16 protein-coding genes and 1 pseudogene are annotated in these 16,399 nt (G+C 61.6%); 9 read left to right on the top strand and 8 right to left on the bottom strand.

What is annotated here, in order from left to right; all coding sequences use genetic code 11:
- Nucleotides 1-39 precede the first annotated feature (39 nt).
- The 5 genes from GH664_RS23675 to GH664_RS23655 all read left to right on the top strand — a co-directional run bounded on the left by GH664_RS23675 (nucleotide 40) and on the right by GH664_RS23655 (nucleotide 4,169).
- Nucleotides 40-486 (top strand): SRPBCC family protein, encoded by a 447-nt coding sequence (locus tag GH664_RS23675; protein ID WP_153167919.1) that lies wholly within the window; start codon nucleotides 40-42, stop codon nucleotides 484-486.
- A gap of 10 nt (nucleotides 487-496) precedes the next feature.
- Nucleotides 497-622 (top strand): DUF1428 family protein, encoded by a 126-nt coding sequence (locus GH664_RS23670; protein WP_153167918.1) that lies wholly within the window; start codon nucleotides 497-499, stop codon nucleotides 620-622.
- Nucleotides 619-2,061: an MATE family efflux transporter gene (locus GH664_RS23665; RefSeq protein WP_153167917.1), complete on the top strand. Its 1,443-nt coding sequence runs from the start codon at nucleotides 619-621 to the stop codon at nucleotides 2,059-2,061. The genes GH664_RS23670 and GH664_RS23665 overlap by 4 nt, the downstream gene beginning before the upstream one ends.
- Nucleotides 2,062-2,114: 53 nt before the next feature.
- A complete protein-coding gene (locus GH664_RS23660; protein ID WP_153167916.1) occupies nucleotides 2,115-2,555 on the top strand; it encodes a cyclopropane-fatty-acyl-phospholipid synthase family protein in 441 nt (146 codons plus the stop codon).
- 72 nt (nucleotides 2,556-2,627) lie between these two features.
- Nucleotides 2,628-4,169, top strand: coding sequence for an NAD(P)/FAD-dependent oxidoreductase (locus GH664_RS23655; RefSeq protein WP_153167915.1), 1,542 nt, complete (start codon nucleotides 2,628-2,630; stop codon nucleotides 4,167-4,169).
- 454 nt (nucleotides 4,170-4,623) lie between these two features.
- On the opposite strand, the gene GH664_RS23650 is transcribed toward GH664_RS23655, so the two are convergent.
- A complete protein-coding gene (locus GH664_RS23650; protein ID WP_153167914.1) occupies nucleotides 4,624-5,100 on the bottom strand; it encodes a cytochrome P460 family protein in 477 nt (158 codons plus the stop codon).
- Nucleotides 5,101-5,112: 12 nt separating this feature from the next.
- Nucleotides 5,113-5,346 (bottom strand): thioredoxin family protein, encoded by a 234-nt coding sequence (locus GH664_RS23645; RefSeq protein ID WP_153167913.1) that lies wholly within the window; start codon nucleotides 5,344-5,346, stop codon nucleotides 5,113-5,115.
- Between the two features lie 109 nt (nucleotides 5,347-5,455).
- Here GH664_RS23645 and GH664_RS23640 point away from each other — a divergent pair, with 109 nt between their 5' ends.
- Entirely contained in the window at nucleotides 5,456-6,019 is a 564-nt protein-coding gene (locus tag GH664_RS23640; protein WP_153167912.1) for a MarR family winged helix-turn-helix transcriptional regulator, read from the top strand.
- 247 nt (nucleotides 6,020-6,266) lie between these two features.
- On the opposite strand, the gene GH664_RS23635 is transcribed toward GH664_RS23640, so the two are convergent.
- From GH664_RS23635 to GH664_RS23625, 3 genes are read right to left on the bottom strand one after another with little or no spacing between them, the layout of a single operon-like run.
- Nucleotides 6,267-7,238 (bottom strand): ExeA family protein, encoded by a 972-nt coding sequence (locus GH664_RS23635; protein ID WP_153167911.1) that lies wholly within the window; start codon nucleotides 7,236-7,238, stop codon nucleotides 6,267-6,269.
- Nucleotides 7,228-8,862, bottom strand: coding sequence for an IS481 family transposase (locus GH664_RS23630; RefSeq protein WP_228111458.1), 1,635 nt, complete (start codon nucleotides 8,860-8,862; stop codon nucleotides 7,228-7,230). The genes GH664_RS23635 and GH664_RS23630 overlap by 11 nt, the downstream gene beginning before the upstream one ends.
- Before the next feature lie 25 nt (nucleotides 8,863-8,887).
- The gene (locus GH664_RS23625) at nucleotides 8,888-9,526 is read right to left on the bottom strand and encodes a recombinase family protein (protein WP_153167909.1); all 639 of its coding nucleotides are present in this window, start codon (nucleotides 9,524-9,526) and stop codon (nucleotides 8,888-8,890) included.
- A 148-nt stretch (nucleotides 9,527-9,674) separates the two neighbouring features.
- On the opposite strand from GH664_RS23625, the gene GH664_RS23620 reads away from it, so the two are divergent.
- From GH664_RS23620 to GH664_RS23610, 3 genes and pseudogenes are all read left to right on the top strand, one after another.
- Nucleotides 9,675-10,502 carry a KilA-N domain-containing protein gene (locus GH664_RS23620; RefSeq protein WP_153167908.1) on the top strand — a complete coding sequence of 276 codons (828 nt, stop codon included), beginning with the start codon at nucleotides 9,675-9,677 and terminating at the stop codon, nucleotides 10,500-10,502.
- A gap of 354 nt (nucleotides 10,503-10,856) precedes the next feature.
- Nucleotides 10,857-13,772, top strand: a complete 2,916-nt coding sequence (locus GH664_RS23615; protein ID WP_003049965.1) for a Tn3-like element IS1071 family transposase — start codon at nucleotides 10,857-10,859, stop codon at nucleotides 13,770-13,772.
- A 146-nt stretch (nucleotides 13,773-13,918) separates the two neighbouring features.
- A pseudogene (locus tag GH664_RS23610) lies at nucleotides 13,919-14,293 on the top strand (ATP-binding protein); the annotation flags it as partial.
- A 156-nt stretch (nucleotides 14,294-14,449) separates the two neighbouring features.
- Here GH664_RS23610 and GH664_RS23605 read toward each other — a convergent pair.
- The 3 genes from GH664_RS23605 to GH664_RS23595 are packed head-to-tail and all read right to left on the bottom strand — an operon-like array spanning nucleotide 14,450 to nucleotide 16,394.
- The gene (locus GH664_RS23605) at nucleotides 14,450-15,382 is read right to left on the bottom strand and encodes a CorA family divalent cation transporter (RefSeq protein WP_042797683.1); all 933 of its coding nucleotides are present in this window, start codon (nucleotides 15,380-15,382) and stop codon (nucleotides 14,450-14,452) included.
- Between the two features lie 5 nt (nucleotides 15,383-15,387).
- Nucleotides 15,388-15,924 carry an MOSC domain-containing protein gene (locus tag GH664_RS23600; RefSeq protein ID WP_034054001.1) on the bottom strand — a complete coding sequence of 179 codons (537 nt, stop codon included), beginning with the start codon at nucleotides 15,922-15,924 and terminating at the stop codon, nucleotides 15,388-15,390.
- A 23-nt stretch (nucleotides 15,925-15,947) separates the two neighbouring features.
- On the bottom strand, nucleotides 15,948-16,394 hold the full coding sequence (locus GH664_RS23595; protein WP_008647292.1) for a hypothetical protein: 447 nt from the start codon (nucleotides 16,392-16,394) through the stop codon (nucleotides 15,948-15,950).
- Nucleotides 16,395-16,399: the final 5 nt, after the last annotated feature.

Raw genomic sequence — 16,399 nt, 5'->3', positions numbered from 1 at the left:
GCCCCCCAAAGTAGAACCCCCACCACTGGAGAGCCCAGCATGCCCACCGGCACCGTCCACCTGCACCGTGTCCTGCGCACCACGCCCGACAAGGTCTACCGAGCCTTCACCCATGGCGCGGCCTTGGCCAAGTGGTTGCCGCCCCATGGCTTCATCTGCCACGTCCACCATTTCGATGGCAAGGTCGGGGGCACTTTCAAGATGTCGTTCGAGAACTTCTCGACCGGCCACCGCCATTCTTTCGGCGGCGAGTACGTGAAGCTGACACCCGGCGAAGTGGTCGAGTACACCGACCGCTTCGACGATCCCAACCTGCCAGGCGAGATGCGCGTGACGGTGAAGCTGCGCGAGGTGTCGTGTGGCACCGACGTCCACATCGAGCAGGCCGGCATTCCAGAGGCCATTCCTGTCGAGGCGTGCTACCTCGGCTGGCAGGAATCTCTGTTCCAGCTCGCCAGCCTGGTGGAGCCCGAGATTCCCAACTAACCAGTTCCTCATGGACTACTTTGATGGATTCGTTTTACCGATGCCCCGCGCCCAACTGAACGCCTATCGCGTACTTGCGCAGAAGGCGGGCGCGATGTGGATCGGGGTCGATGTGGTCCAGCGGGTCGGGACATGACAGTCCGCGACACGGCGTCCGTGGCGGATGCGCATGCGACGTCGGGCAATGCCTCCACCGGCCTGTGGGCCGACCTGCGCGCCGCGCTGCGCGGCACGAACGCCGACTACACGCGCATTCCACTGAAGCGCGCGGTGTTTCTGCTCGCCGTGCCGATGATGCTGGAGCTGGTGCTCGAGTCGACCTTCGCGGTGGTCGACATCTTCTTCGTCGCCAAGCTCGGATCGTCGGCGGTGGCCACTGTCGGCCTGACCGAAACCTATCTGTTCCTGCTGTATTCGATCGCGATGGGCCTGGCAATGGCGGTCACCGCGATCGTCGCCCGGCGCATCGGCGAGCAGCGCGGCGAGGAGGCCTCGCTGTCGGCCGTGCAGGCCATCGTGCTGGCGCTGCTGGTCTCGCTGCCCTTCACCGTGGCGGGCATCGTCTGGGCGCAGGACCTGCTGCGATTGATGGGTGCAGACGCCTGGGCCATCGAGCACGGCTACCGCTACACCCAGTGGATGCTTGGTGGCAACGCGGTGATCCTGCTGCTTTTCGTCATCAACGCCATCTTCCGTGGCGCGGGTGACGCAGCGGCGGCGATGCGCGTGCTATGGGTCGCCAATGCGCTCAATATCGTGCTCGATCCCATCCTGATCTTCGGCCTCGGGCCGATCCCGGCGCTCGGCATCGAGGGCGCGGCGATCGCGACCAACATCGGGCGCGGCGCGGGCGTGCTGATGCAGGTCTGGATCCTGGTTCGCGGCAGCGAACACCTGCGGATCCGCCGCGCCAGCCTGCGCTGGCATGGTGCGACGCTGCTGCAGATTGTGCGTACCTCGCTCGGCGGCATCGGCCAGATGATCGTGTCGATGACCGCCTGGATCTTCCTGATGCGGATCCTCGCCAGCGTGTCGACCGAAGCCGTGGCCGGGGCGACGATCACGATACGCATCATGATGTTCACGCTGATGCCCGCCTGGGGGATGTCCAACGCCGCCGCCACGCTGGTCGGGCAGAACCTCGGCGCGAGCCAGCCCGAGCGGGCCGAGGCCGCCGTGTGGCGCATCGGCTGGATGAACATGGCCTTCACCCTGGCGGTGTCGGTGGCGTTCTTCTTCCTGCATGACGAGCTCATCGCCCTGTTCACCGACGACGCGCAAGTTATCGCCATCGGCGGCGAGTGGCTCGCCATCCTGTCGTATTCCTACTTCGTCTACGGCTGGTGGATGGTGTCGGTGCAGGCCTTCAACGGCGCCGGCGACACGATGACGCCAACCTGGATCAACCTGGTGTTCTTCTGGCTGATCCAGATCCCGCTCGCCTGGGCGCTTGCGCTGCCCCTGGGCTGGGCGCACTCCGGCGTGTTCTGGGGCGTGTTCATCTCCGAGACTGCGGTCGGCCTGTTCACGCTGTGGCTGTTCAGCCGTGGGCGCTGGAAGACTGCACGGGTTTGACCGCGGCGATACGTAATCGCATTCCTTGAGCAGCGGTGACCATCACTCACGCCATGCCCGCGCTTTCTCCTCGCCTGCAGAAGATACTCGACGCGCTGCCTCTGCAGCCCGGTTTGCGCGTACTCGAAATCGGCTGCGGCCCAGGCGCGCTTGCGCGCGCGATCGCTATGCGCGTGGCGCCCGGACAGGTGCTCGGCATCGACCGCTCGGCCCGCGCCGTTGCGCAGGCGATGGCGGCGTCCGCCGAGGCGATTGCCGCAGGCCATGTGTCCTTCCGCCAGGTCGCCGCCGAGGACTTCGTCTTGGCACCCGGAGAGGCGCCGTTCGACCTGATCGTTGCGGTGCGCGTCGGCGCGTTCGATGGTCGGCACCCGGACGCCCGCGCGCGTGCATGGCCGCGCCTGGCGGACGCGCACGCGCCTGGCGGGTGCCTTGTCGTCGATGGACTGGCGTATGTGCTTGACGCTCATCTGAATGCCTATGTACCCGTTTAGATCATGGCTCTCGTCCCATTTCCGGTCTAAGCTCGGTTCTTGGGAGGCTTGAATCGCCGGCCGTGGAGTGAGATGAGTTCAGGTGCGCGCGGATTCGATACGATCGTCATCGGCTCAGGGATAGGCGGGCTTACCGCAGCCGCGGCGCTTGCAAAATGCGGACGCCGCGTTCTAGTCCTTGAGCAGCATTTTCAACTTGGTGGCCTCACCCAGACTTTTCGCCGACGCGAATACGTGTTTGCGACGGGCTTGCATTACATCGGGGGTGTCGGCGAAGCGCCGGGGGCCGAGAACCAGTTCGGGCGGATGCTTCGATGGCTGACCGAGGGGCGATTGCGTTTTGCCTCTCTCGGTTCGCCGTACGATATCGTGCGGCTGCCAGGGTTCGAGTTCCCCATCGAGTCGCCGCGCGCTGCCTACGTCGAACGGCTTAAGACTGCCTTTCCAGAAGAGACCGGCGTGATCGACCGGTACTTCACCGCCTGCGACGACACACAGAAGGCGATCTTGGCCCTGTTTGCAGCGAAGGCTGCCCCCGCGCCGATTGCAGCGCTCGTGCGCTGGTTCAACGCGAAACGCATTCGCCGCGCGCTCGGCACGACTACCGAGGAGGCAGTGCGTGATGTCCGCGATGTCCTCCTTGCCGCTGTCCTTGCCGCGCGCTGGGGCGATTACGGCGTTCCCCCCGCGCGGTCACCTTTCGGGATCCACGCCTTGGTCACAGGGAGTTATTTCAGCGGTGCCTATTACCCGATTGGCGGTCCGGCGCAGTTCGCCATGGCGCTTGGGGAAACGATCTGTGCTGCCGGTGGCGAATTACGCACACGAGCCACCGTTTCTGAGATCCGCGTTGTTGGCGGGCGCGTATGTGGCGTGCGCCTCGAAGACGGCGAGGCGATCGCTGCACCTGTCGTCATCTCGGCAATGGGCGCGTGCAATACGATCGCCGCGCTCCCCGGAGAAGTGTCGCCTGAATGGCGCCGGGACATCCAGGCGCTCAGGTCCGGTGTGTCCTACGTGACGCTGTATTTGGGCTTCCGCGGCGACATTCGCGCGCACGGCGCAACGACCGCGAACGTTTGGGTGTACGAAAGCGACGACATCGGTCGGATGTGGGAGCGCCCGACCGACGAAGACGCCCCCTCCCTCTTCGTATCGTTTCCTTCCCTTAAGGATTCGGCACACCAGGACCCCGCACACCACACGGCCGAAGTTGTGGCGATCTGCCGCTGGGAGCCCTTCGCCGCCTGGTCAGCCAGTAAGGCGGGACGCCGCCCCGAGGACTATGAGGCAACCAAGGCTTGGATCAGCGAGAATTTACTGGCGCAGTTCAAACGCCATTTTCCGAGACTCGCCCCGTTGATCGATTTCCATGAACTCTCGACACCACTGTCGCAGGCGTCGTTCGTTCTGGCGGATCACGGCGCCATGTACGGGCTCGAGATGTCCGCCGAACATATGAGCCACAGGGCGCTGCGAGTCGTCACACCGGTGCCCGGGTTGTTGTTGGCCGGCCAGGATGCAGTCAGCCCAGGAATCCAGGGCGCCTTCATGGGCGGGTTCATGGCCGCTGCGTCGATTGAGCCACGCCTATGGAGGCAAATGTCGCAGTGAGCCCTTGACGCGGGCCGTGGATCGTGTGCCGGTACATGTAGCGGCTTGCCATCGTAGCGGTCCCGGCCCGCGATCCAGGCCCGTTTCCGGCTCAGATTATCTGCAACTGACCAGACTTGCTCTTTCTGAACAGGGCGTAGACCCAACACTCGTGTCATCAGCCGCCATTTCTATTTCTGGTCAGCGGTCGCGACGGCCCGGACGGCTGCCCCGCGGCGAGTGCGGGGTTTGGGGCAGAGCCCCAAGGTGGTCGAACTTCCGGATCACGCATGGAACGGAACTTATCTTTCGTGACCAATAGACCATCAAGAATCGTGATCGTGCCCAATCAATACGCCCGAGTTCGTGCGGCCGCGACTGCCCGACGCTGCGGCAGCTCCAATGGCACCCGAGTGTCCAACCAGACCTCTACCAGACACTCGGGTGCCATCGGAGCTTTCATCAACACGGCACCTCAATCTCGTAGGCGACTGAACACGTAGTCGTGGTCCTTCTGCGGCTCGTGGCAAGCAAAGCAGGCGCTGGCCGCGTTGCCCCCCACGACCCGATTTGCTTTGTCGCCACCGCCAAAGCCCTCGAACCCCCAACCGCCTGTCGCCGCATACTCCCTCGCGTCCTTGTGCATCACACCGACGATCTTTCGCGTCCCCTCAGTGACGGCATTGTCGGCTGAGATAGCTTCCAGAAGATCGAACACGATGATTGCGCCATCAGGGAACTTCCCGGACTGATAGCCCGCCACTGCTTTTGGGTTCGCGTAGAGGTGATGGATGCCACCAAAGGCCTCATAGAGCGGATGGCCTTTATCGATGACCATGGTCTTGACGTGATGCCAGCCGCGATACTCCTCCGGGTATGGCACCAGCGGATCGGCCGCGACAGCCGGAAAAACGAGCGCCATCGAAGATAGCAAAGTCAGGATGCGTTTCATCTTGGACCCCTCCTATTTCAGATCGGCCAGCGCAGCGCCAAAGTTGATGTGGAACGGCTGCCCGTCGATGACCAGCGCGGGTACCGACGTCACGCCGTAGCGCTCAGCCTGAGCGATACGATCCTTTTGCTCGCCCAGATGGACAACCTCTACCGCGTACCGCTTCGGATCGAGTGCCTGGATGAAGTGCTGCTCGGCAGATGTGCACACTGGGCAACCAGCATGGAAAAACAAGGCTTCGCTCATGATTGACTCCTCAGGACTAACGAATATATGCATCGACTCGATGCATATCAAGATTAGAGTCACTACATCATGCTTGTCAACAGATGCATCGAGGCGATACATTGAAATCATGAACCAAACCTCTCTCCTACTCGAGCGCCTAGGGGCACTAGTTCAGCAGTCCGTCCGCGACGATGCGGCACGGCACGGGCTGCTGCCCATCCACATTCAGGTGTTGCACTACCTCAAACTGGCCAATCGGTATAGCGACCTGCCCATCGCCATTGCGGAGTATTTCGGCATCACCCGCGGGACGGTGTCGCAGACGCTCGCTGTGCTTGAACGCAAGGGATTGCTGACCAAGGAACCGGACGCCCGTCACGGCAAGCGCGTGCACCTGAAACTGACCCCCGCCGGCGAGTCTGTATCAAGCGAGAGTTGGGTCGAGCGTGTGGAGCAGTTACTCTGCGAACGAACGCGTGAGGCTGATGCACTTGAAAGCACGCTGCGCAAACTGCTTTCAGCCATGCAGCGCGTGAATGGACAGCGTGCCTTCGGCCTATGTCACCAGTGCGCTCACTTTCTGACCGAGGAAAGTGGCGCACGCTGCGGACTGACTCACGAGCCGCTCGTCACCGAGCAAACTATTCGCATCTGTCGTGAATGGACAGCAGCAACACCGGAGTGCGTTTGATTGCATGCCTGTCCCAGATTGACAGCTATCCCAGAATCTCGAACAGCAGGTTTGCAATTGCTTAGTCGCCAATGGCGATGGCTACGTCATCTGTCCCTTGTGGGTCGACTGCCGTCTGGCGCACAGCGCCGAAGCGGACTTGACGAAGAAGTAAGGCGAGCCGATGCTGGCCGTCCGGTCAGGCCACTGATCGGTCTACCCTCAATAGTCGTTCATCGTCATCGTTCCATGTGTCACTGTATCGGCTTCAGATGGGAAGCCCCGCGCGCAGCATCTTCTCGCGCAGTTCGGTGGTGCGCTCCGGGTCGAGCGTGTTGTTGAACAGTGCCTTGATCTCGGCCGGCTTCGCGCCGAACTGCTCCACCAGGTCTTTCGGCCTGTAACCGTGACGGGTCAGGGTGGGCTCCAGATCGTCGATGTGGCGCGACAGCACCGACTCCACCACGTCGGCCGTCACCGGTTTGGCACCGGACTGGTAGCCGGCATCCAGGGCCAGCATCAGGTGCAACTGGATCTGCAGCGGTGTGCGCAGGCTCTCGGCCAGCAGGTCGATGGATTCCGGCGTCAGGACTTCGGCGGGATGGGCCTTGCCACCGGTGCAATTGGTCAGCAGCCACTCGATGTACTCCCGCTGGCTGCCGGCAATGCCGTCGAGCGAGAACACGTCGGTACGGTAGCCGATTTCCTCCATGGTTTCCCGGCGCAGGTCGTTGTGCAGCTTGGGATGGCCGGCGAGCACGACCGACAGGCGTCCGCCGCCGTCCTCGGCCAGCTCCAACAGGCGCTTGAGGCCGATCAGCGTGTTACCGTGCAGGTCGTGCGCCTCGTCCACGAACAACGCGATCGGGCGCTTGCTCTTCTGGATTAGCTCGCGCAGCTGGCGGTCTCGCCGCTCGATCTTCTTGGGAATTTGTACCTGCTTGTCGGGCACCAGATCGTAGAACAGGGCCTCGATCAGCGTGGCCAGGCGGATGCTGTGCTTCTCGACCGCGACCGACTTGGAGACGAGGACCTTCTTCTCCTCCGAGAGTTGCTGCTCAAGCCGACGCAGCATCAGCGTCTTGCCACTGCCGATCACGCCACAGACGGCGATCAGGCGACCTTCGATGATCGCCCCTCTCACGTCCTTCATCAGTTCCTTATGATGGGTGGTTTCGTAGTAGCCCGCCTGGTTCAGCGGCTTGACCAAGCCGTAATAGTCCATCACCTCAACCCGCATGTTCCTTCCCCTTCCTGTGTCTGAAATATCCACGAATCCGTTCCAGGAGCACACGCCGGATCAACGTCTCGGCGAGCACCTGGTCGATGAAGGCACGGTCTTCCGACGGCAGCTTGGCCAGCGGCATCGCCAAGTCTGCGGCGATGGCCAGTTTCGCGGCGATCGCCGTTGGGAATTTGAACTCCAGGGCCTCGGCGTCGAACGGCTGGCGCGGGATGGTCGCCAGTACCGGCGGGGCCGAGAACTGCAGGTTGTCGCCGGCGAGCGCCGCGATCGGTAGGCCGAGCTGGTCGGCCAAGGCGCGGATGCGGTCGGCGCGCTCATCCACCTTGCTGCGTTTGAACGCACGATAGCGATGCAGCGGAATCGGCCCATTCACCGGGTGGTAGGGACCAGTGCGCTGGCCATCGTACTCGACGAACATCTCGTCATCGAACAGGCCCCACAGCAAGATGACGTGCTCGCCGGCCATGTAAGGCTCGACTTCGTACTGCGTGCCGTCGATGCCGAAACGCGCGTCGATGCCGACCTTGCGACGCTCGGGCTCGCGCGCAAAGCGGCAGAACTGCTGCCAGGAGCACATCTCACGCACGCCGTCGGCCGGCAGGTTGGCGATCCAGTCCTCGATGCGCGAATGGGGCTCGCTGCGGTGGTCACCTTGGTTGTATTTGTGGATCAGGAAGCGGTGCAGCCATTCGTTGGCCTGCTTCTCAGTCTCCGGCCTGTGGAAGTGGTACAGCGTCTCGTGCAGCTCCTTGACCGTGCGAAACGGTCGTTCCACCTTGCCCTTGGCGCGCGCGGTGGTGCGTGTGCCGTCCTTGCCGGCCGGAATGTGGGTTTGCCACTCGATGCCCAGCGCGAGCATCACGTTCTGGAACACCCGGCTCTTGGCGACCGGGCCATTGTCCAGGTAGATCATCTTGGGCCGGCCTTGGAACGGGAAGGCCGGGTCGGCTTTCGGCGCCATCGCATCGAACAGGAAGCGCAGCGCCGATTCGGCGTCCTCGCCGTAAATGCAGCGGTATTCCTGGTAGGCGACGCCGCTGCGATCATCCACCACGCTGAACAGCGACAGCGTGGGCTCGCCCTTGGCCGGGTCGATCCAGTCGGGCTTGTCGATATGCTTGAGGTCGGACGGTGAAATGTCGAACTGCCAGCAGTCGTTGCTGTGCTCCGCTTGGAAGCGCACGGCCGGCGGCTCGCGCAGCAGGCGCGTCTGGTCCACGTGCCAGAGCGATAGATAGCGGTTGACCGTGGCTTTGGTCAGCACCCCCTTCGGCGCCTTGACCAACCCCCGCGCCGTTTCCACGCCATAGTCCTCCAGCAGCTCGATTGCGCGCTTCGTGGACAGGTGGCGGCCGTTCTTGTTGGTGGTGCGCAGCTTGAGTGCAGCCACCAACTCGCAGTAGCGCTCCAACTCGGCCTGCTGCAGCACGCGCGGCCTGCCTTGATCGGCGCGATGCGCCGCCTTCGGTCGATTGAACTCGCGCAACGCGCGGTAGACGGAATCGGTGGAGACACCGTACAGCGTGGCCATCGCAGCGACCTGGGCAGCCCGCTCCGGACTTTTGTGCGGCAGGCGGTCGAGCCGCTGGCGGAGCTGCAGGAGCGAGTCGTAGGGAATCTGCTTCCGCCCCATCGTTGGTGTCCTACAACCGCCGCGAATCTTTCGGGTTGCCACTGTCTGTCGTGTCGCGACGTGGCTGCTTGGCGAGGCCCTCTGGCCAGCCGATCCGGGCTAGCGTCTCGATCAAGGTGGTGCGCTTGACGCCGAAGTTGCGGCACACGGCCGCCTTGGACATGCGGCCATCGAGCGCGGAGAGAATGGCATCGAGCTTCTCGCCGGTGATCGCCGGCGGCCGACCGCCGCGACGGCCGCGCCGCTTGGCGGCAGCGAGCCCGGCCATGACGCGCTCGCGCGTGAGCGCGCGCTCATACTGCGCGAGGGCACCGAACACTTGGAACAGAAACTCGCCCGAGGGCGTCGTGGTGTCCAGGTTCTCGGTCAGCGAGCGGAACGCTACCCGCTTCTCCTTGAGGGCGTTCACGATGGTGAGCAGGTGCGACAGCGAGCGACCGAGCCGGTCCAGCTTCCAGACCACCAGCACGTCGCCCGGCTGCAAGAATTCCAGCGCCTTTGTCAGGCCGGGCCGGTCATCCCTGGTGCCAGAAGCGTGGTCCTCGAACAGATGGCGCGCATCGACGCCGGCTGCCAGCAACGCATCACGCTGCAGGTCGGTGGACTGGCGATCATTGTCGGTGGAGATGCGCATGTAGCCGACGAGCATGTGCGGAAAACCGGTGGATCAAGGTTCTCGTATCCTATACCATTGCGGTATGGTTTTCCGCACAGAATTTCGGGGGGTGCGTGTGTCGGATCGGTGGCCATAACCCACCTAACGCCAAACAACTGTTTCCCGACACCATCGGATCGACATGAAGAATCGCAGCATCACCGTGCAAGGCACCGATGTCGCCATCACCTCGCGCCATGAGCAGGATTACATCTCGCTCACCGACATGGTGAAGAACTTCGACGGCGGCAGTGCGCTCATCGAGCAGTGGCTGAAGAACAAGGACACGGTGCTGTTTCTGGGGGTGTGGGAGCAGATCAACAACCGCGGCTTCAATTCCCTCGAATTCGAGGGAATTAGGAATGAGGCCGGACGCAACAGCTTCTACCTGTCGGCCAAGAAGTGGATCAACGCGACCGGCGCCATCGGGCTGTACGCCAAGGCCGGGCGCTACGGCGGCACCTACGCGCACCGCGACATCGCATTCGAATTCGGCTCCTGGCTCAGCCCCGAGTTCAAGCTGTACCTGATCAAGGAGTTTCAGCGCCTCAAGGACGACGAGGCCCGCGCCACGTCACTGGAATGGAACTTCCAGCGCACGCTGGCCAAGGTCAACTACCGCATCCACACCGACGCCATCAAGGAGCGGCTGATACCGCCGCAACTGACCAAGGCCCAGACCGTCACTGTCTACGCCAGTGAAGCCGACTTGCTCAACGTCGCGTTGTTCGGCATGACCGCCGCGCAGTGGCGGCAGGCTAATCCTGGTCAGCCTGGCAACATGCGCGATGCCGCCACCCTGGAGCAACTGGTCGTGCTCTCGAACCTTGAGAGTATCAACGCGGTTCTGATCCATCAGGGGCTACCGGCCTCCGAGCGGCTGGCGCAGCTCAACGGCATCGCCATCACGCAGATGCGATCCTTGCTCAGTGCCACAGCCATCAAACGGTTGGGGCAGACCCCTGAGTAACGGTCGGGATCAATTGCAGAAAGCGTGAGCCGGCGGCGCTGGATTGTGAGCCCGCCGGATGGATTGCAGGCCGGGTTGCAGGGAATGTGAGCCCGGCGGCCTGGTCAGTTGCAGATAATCTGAGCCGGAAACGGGCCTGGATTGCAAGCCGGGACCGCCACGATTGCAAGCCGCTACACATAGGTAAAGTCTGCAACCCAAAGCTGGTTGGGGTCTCCTCGTTTTCAGTGCAATAAGTGACGGTACGCAAAGCTAGCACTGGCGCGGGGGTGGTCTGGGTAGACCGTTGATTTCATTGACTTTCCTGTTCGCTTTGTAAACGGGTATGGTGGCCTCCCACTTTTGAGGTTCACGATGCAGGGTTGGCACACAACGTTTTTGGGGATGCGTGGGCTCCCCCGCGATATCAGCGACTTCGAGATGAAGGCATTTTTCACCTTCGATGGTGCCGAGCGCGACGCAATCAATGCACGCCGAGGTGATTCCCACAAGCTTGGTCTGGCGCTCCATATTGGTTTCCTGCGCATGAGTGGGCGTTTGCTCGGTGCCTTTCGGGTAATTCCAGTAGCCTTGTGGCGCCACCTTGGCAACGAGCTTGGCATTGCAGCACCAGAAGTCGCCTCGCTGAGAGCCATGTATGAACGCGGGCGCACGCTATTCGATCACCAACAAGTAGCCTGCACGGTCCTTGGATTCCAGTGGATGAGCGAGCACCAGCGCCGCTCACTGGTACGTGAACTGCGCGACGAAGTGGCGCGCTGCGCCGACCGCGATCAGCTACTCGTGCGGGCGCGTCAATGGCTGTACAAGAACAAGCTGGTGATCGTGCACGAGCGGGCAATTCGGACACTGATTGCGGCGGCACTTGCCCAGCTTGAAGTTGAAACAGGCACCGCCATCGCCGCCAGCGTTGATCCAGCAACACTTGATCGCTGGCGAGCCTCAGTTTCAGAGCTGCGCCCAGATGGACAAACCCAGCAGAGTTGGCTATGGGCTGCACCGGCGAAACACTCAACCCGCCAAATCAGCGAGGTACTGGAGCGCATCGACCTGCTTTACACGCTGGACGTTCATAAGCACCTGGCAGACATCCCCGATCTCATCTTGCGCCGCTACGCGCGCCGACTTGTCTCCAGGCCGCCCTCAGCCGGAGCCAAGATCAAAGAGCCAGCGCGCACCGTGGAGGTCGCATGCTTTCTTCGGTATTGCCTGTTCACCACCACAGACCAGTTGATCCTTATGGTGCAGCGCCGGATCGCCGATCTGTGGCGTCAGGCTGCCGCCGATGTCCCCGCTACCGTCAATTGGGCCGCAATGTACAAAACGCTGCTCGGCGAACTTGTTGCCTTGAGCGCGCAAGGTGCGGTGCCAGATGCTGAGTTGCGTGCCCGTCTTGAAGCCTTGATCACCGAAACCCAGAAACGCAAACCACCGAGCAGGGCCTCCCTGGTCCGCGAGGGATTGATTGATGGAATTCGCCCCGTGCGGTCGTTGCTCGTCGCCATTGCAAAGCTGCCCTGGCAGGCCACCGGCGAGCATCCTGCCATCGAGTACCTTGCCAAGCTGCAAGCTTTATATCTCAAAGGATCCAGAAAGCTGCCAGTTGAAGTGGTGGCACCAAGTCTGGGAATGATCTGGCAGGTTTCGATCTCCAGCCCAGACCGGGAACGGGCGTTTCAGGCGTTGGAGGTGGCCACCCTGTTTGCCCTGCGCCGCGCGGTGCGCAATGGCTCGGTCTGGATTGAGCACAGCCTGAGCTTTCGGGGTCGTGCGCGCTTGTTCTTCACGGACGAGCGTTGGCAGGCAGAGTCCAAGAAACACTATGCCCGTCTATCGTTACCCAGCAAGGCTGCCACTTTCTTGAAGCCTTTGCTGGCCAGAGTAACTGCCGGTGTCGATGCGGTGGCCGCTGCAGCCCGCAGTGGCGTACTGCGCGTGGATGATGAACTCCATTTGTCGCCATTGCCCGCAGAGGACGAAGACCCAGAAGTGACCAAGCTGCGCGCGGCTTTGGATCACCGCATCGGTGAGGTTCAATTGCCGGAAGTGATTCTGGCCGTTGACGCCCAGGTGCGCTTTAGCTGGATCATGCTCGGACGTGAGCCGCGCTCTACCGACGAGCTGCTGATGGTCTATGCCGGCATCATGGCCCACGGCACCAGTCTGACTGCGGTCGAATGCGCGCGCATGATTCCGCAATTGTCTGCCACCAGCATTCGCCAGGCCATGCGCTGGGCGCGGGACGAACGGCGTCTGAGCCAGGCCTGCCAGGCTGTGCTGGAATTCATGCAGCGACACCCGATTGCCGCCACCTGGGGGCGGTCCGATTTGGCATCTTCTGACATGATGAGCATGGAGACCACCAAACGGGTGTGGCAAGCCCGGCTTGATCCTCGGCGCAACACACCTTCCATTGGAATCTACTCCCATGTAAAAGACCGGTGGGGCATCTTCCATGCGCAGCCCTTTGTGCTCAATGAGCGCCAGGCGGGCGTGGCCATTGAAGGTGTCATCCGCCAAGAAAAGCTGGAGACCAGCCAGCTTGCTGTGGATACCCATGGCTACACCGACTTTGCCATGTCACATGCCCGTTTGCTTGGTTTTGATCTTTGCCCGCGGTTGAAGGAACTCAAACAGCGCCACCTCTTTGTGCCACGCGGCACCAAAGTGCCCGCAGAAATCGCTGCGGTGTGCGAAGCCAATGTCGACGTCGCTTTGATCGAAAAGCATTGGGATAGTCTGGTGCACCTGGCAGCCTCGGTCATGAGCGGACATGCCAGTGCGGTGGCAGCTCTTGCGCGGTTCGGTTCTGCCGCCCAGGGCGATCCAATCTATGAGGCTGGCGTGCAATTGGGGCGGTTGCTGCGTACGGCGTTTTTGGCTGACTACTTTGTCAAGGACGCTTTCAGGAACGAGTTGCGCCGGGTGCTCAATCGGGGCGAGGCTGTTAACGCCCTCAAGCGCGCCATTTATACCGGCCGGATCAGCCCGGCGCAGGCCAAACGTGTCGATGAAATGCAGGCTGTGGCCGATGCGTTGAGCCTGATGGCCAACATCGTGATGGCGTGGAATACCTCACAGATGCAGGCGGTCCTGGATCGCTGGTCGAACCGCCGCCAGGTCATTCCACCGGAACTGATCGGGAAGATTGCGCCCACCAGGCTGGAGAGCATCAACTTGCGGGGTGTGTTTCGCTTCCCGGTTGACCGCTATGCTGACCAAATCCTGCCTTCGCGGCCAAATGCATCGATAACTGGCACCAATGGATGAAACCGACCACGGTTTGACGCCACGAATCGCAGATTTGAAAGTGAACAGGAAAGTCAATGAAATCAACGATCTACCAACACCACCTCCGCGCCAGTGCTAGCTTTTCGTACCGTCACTTATTGCACTGAAAACGAGGAGACCCCAACAAGTCCGGGCAGTTGGCACACCGGCTGATGTACGTCGATCTGGTGATCCTGGATGAACTGGGCTACCTGCCGTTCACGCAGTCGGGCGGTGCGATGCTGTTCCACCTGCTCTCCAAGCTCTACGAGCGAACGAGCGTGGTGATCACCACCAACCTCACCTTCTCGGAATGGAGCAGCGTCTTCGGCGACGCCAAGATGACAACCGCCTTGCTCGACCGCCTCACGCACCACTGCCACATCGTGGAGACAGGCAATGAGAGCTGGCGATTCAAGCACTCCAGTGCCGCTGGCGCGGCACCGTCCAAGCCACGTGCAAAAGCTCAGAAAGGAGATCGAAAAGCAGCAGACCCGATAGACTTATCCACAACCGAGTAGCCAGAACATCCATCAACCCAGTGGCTCAGTATTCGACGTGATCACTGGCTCAGTTGTGCTGATGAATCAACAGGCACGTATCGTTTTTCCTAACAGCGCACCCGTCCTTGATGGACGGCTCCGAAGATACATCTCAAACAGTCCACAAACCGTCTACTAAAGCCATTTGAACCAGCGAAAGACCGCTACCAACCCAACACTCATTAGTAAGCAAAGACCTACCAACACCCAGAAGCCATTGGTGGCATCTGCGAACGGCAGTCCCAGAAGATTGGCGCCAAACAGGCCAGTGACAAAGTTCAAGGGCAAGAAGATTGTGGATACCACGGCAAAAACATAAGAGCTTTGATTCAGCTGTCGCTCCTGAATGCGGTTTGCCTGGTCACTGAGGATATCGATACGGTCACGCAAATTCTCCAGCGTTTCGAGCAACCGCAACAGCTGGTTCAGGTGCTCCTCCAGTCGGCCTCGGTGATTTATATTCAGCGGCGGGACGACGAGAGTTGTCAACGTTTGAAGAACGGCTCGCTGGGGGCCAAGATGACGAAGAAAGCCAGAGATCGCGGTCTGGGTATTGGCCATGCTCGGGCATGCCGCTTCCGTCTGGTGCTGAACCAGAAGGCCGCCGATCAGATCCACCCCATCCTCCAGCATCTCGACCTGCTCGGAAACTTCCGCGAGGTGCTCTTCGATGAGATCGCAAAGGAAGTCACCTGGCGTTGCAGGGCCGCGCCCCTGAGAGATGTCTTCTGCAAGTTCGAGGATGGGATCCACATCCTCCTCGCGGGTCGTGATAACCCGACGCTCATCAATCCAGATTCGCATGGACACCATGTCCTCTGGATGCCCCACTCCATCAGCTCTCAGATGCATCGCTTTGAGCAGAACCATCACACCCTGCCCGTGGACGCGCAACCGCGACCGGGTATCTTCAGAGACCATCGCTGCGGCGATCAGCTTGTCCAGGCCGGTCGCGCTCGAGAGAAAACCTTCCGTCTCGCGGTGGTGGATGCACATGTGCAACCACGACGCACCGCCGGTCATCTGGAGAAGATGGAGGAACCCAGGCGTACGCTCTGCTTCGATCATGGCTCTCAGCCCACGGTGGATTCAACGTCAAGGTTAACGGTATCTCCAACCCGTAGCACGCCACCTACGACGATCCGTGCCGTGGCGCCCCCGTGACCACGCAGCGCGGCGTAACCGCCTTCACCGAGCTCGTCCTCCATGCGTGAACAAGGAGGACATGGCCCCGTGATTTCAATGCGGACCGAACCGCCAATTCGCCAGACAAAGCGCTCTTCCCGGAAAGGTGAATGCATCGCGGCGATGTTGATCCCCGAGATCACGAGGTTGCGCCGCAAACGCTCCGGGGCAATTGGGGCTTGCCCCGTCCAGACCCCGAGCAAGCTGAGGTGCTCAGCCTGGATCAGACTCAGCTCGCGATGGCGTTGCGCATCCGACTGACGAAGCCGCAGGGAGCGGTGATCGCCAATCAGCCCGAGACCCGGTTCGGCCCTGGCCTCCTGCACGGACACAGCGTCCTTGAGGCGATCCGGGCGCAGAACGATGGCACCAAGTCGACCTGTGCCATGAAAGCGCCGGACCAAGTCGCGCAGCGTGCCGCCCATCGTTCAGACTCGAATGAGGTGCATCACAAGACTTCCTCTATGTGCAGTTCGCGTTGCCGGAAGCTGACAACATCACCGGCTCGGGCATCTGCGATCGCTGCGTAGATGGGCGCCTGGGTGGAAATTCCCATGTAGGTGTTGCCGTCGCACTGGAAGGCATCGCTAGCAACCGCAATCACGAACCAACGCCCGTCGATGCGAACCACGGCGCCTGTCTCCACCGAATCCCGGGGACCGAAATCGATCTGACGTAAGACTTCCAGGGCCTCCTGATGATCGTGAATGGGGCATTCGAACGCCTGCGCCAGAGCGGCATTGTTGACGGCCCGCGACGCCGCATCGCTTTCACTGGGTTCATCTCCGCGGCCCGCCGCACCGACCAGGTATTGCGCATAGGTCTGTTCAGCAAACCGCAGGCGCCCTTCGGCAAGGTCCAGCATGGTCTGGCGCAGATGGGTCTTGTTGCTCATTAGGA

Source organism: Thauera sp. 2A1 (genome assembly GCF_009469595.2).
Taxonomy (GTDB): Bacteria; Pseudomonadota; Gammaproteobacteria; order Burkholderiales; family Rhodocyclaceae; genus Thauera.
This window is presented reverse-complemented; position numbering and strand designations above follow the sequence as displayed.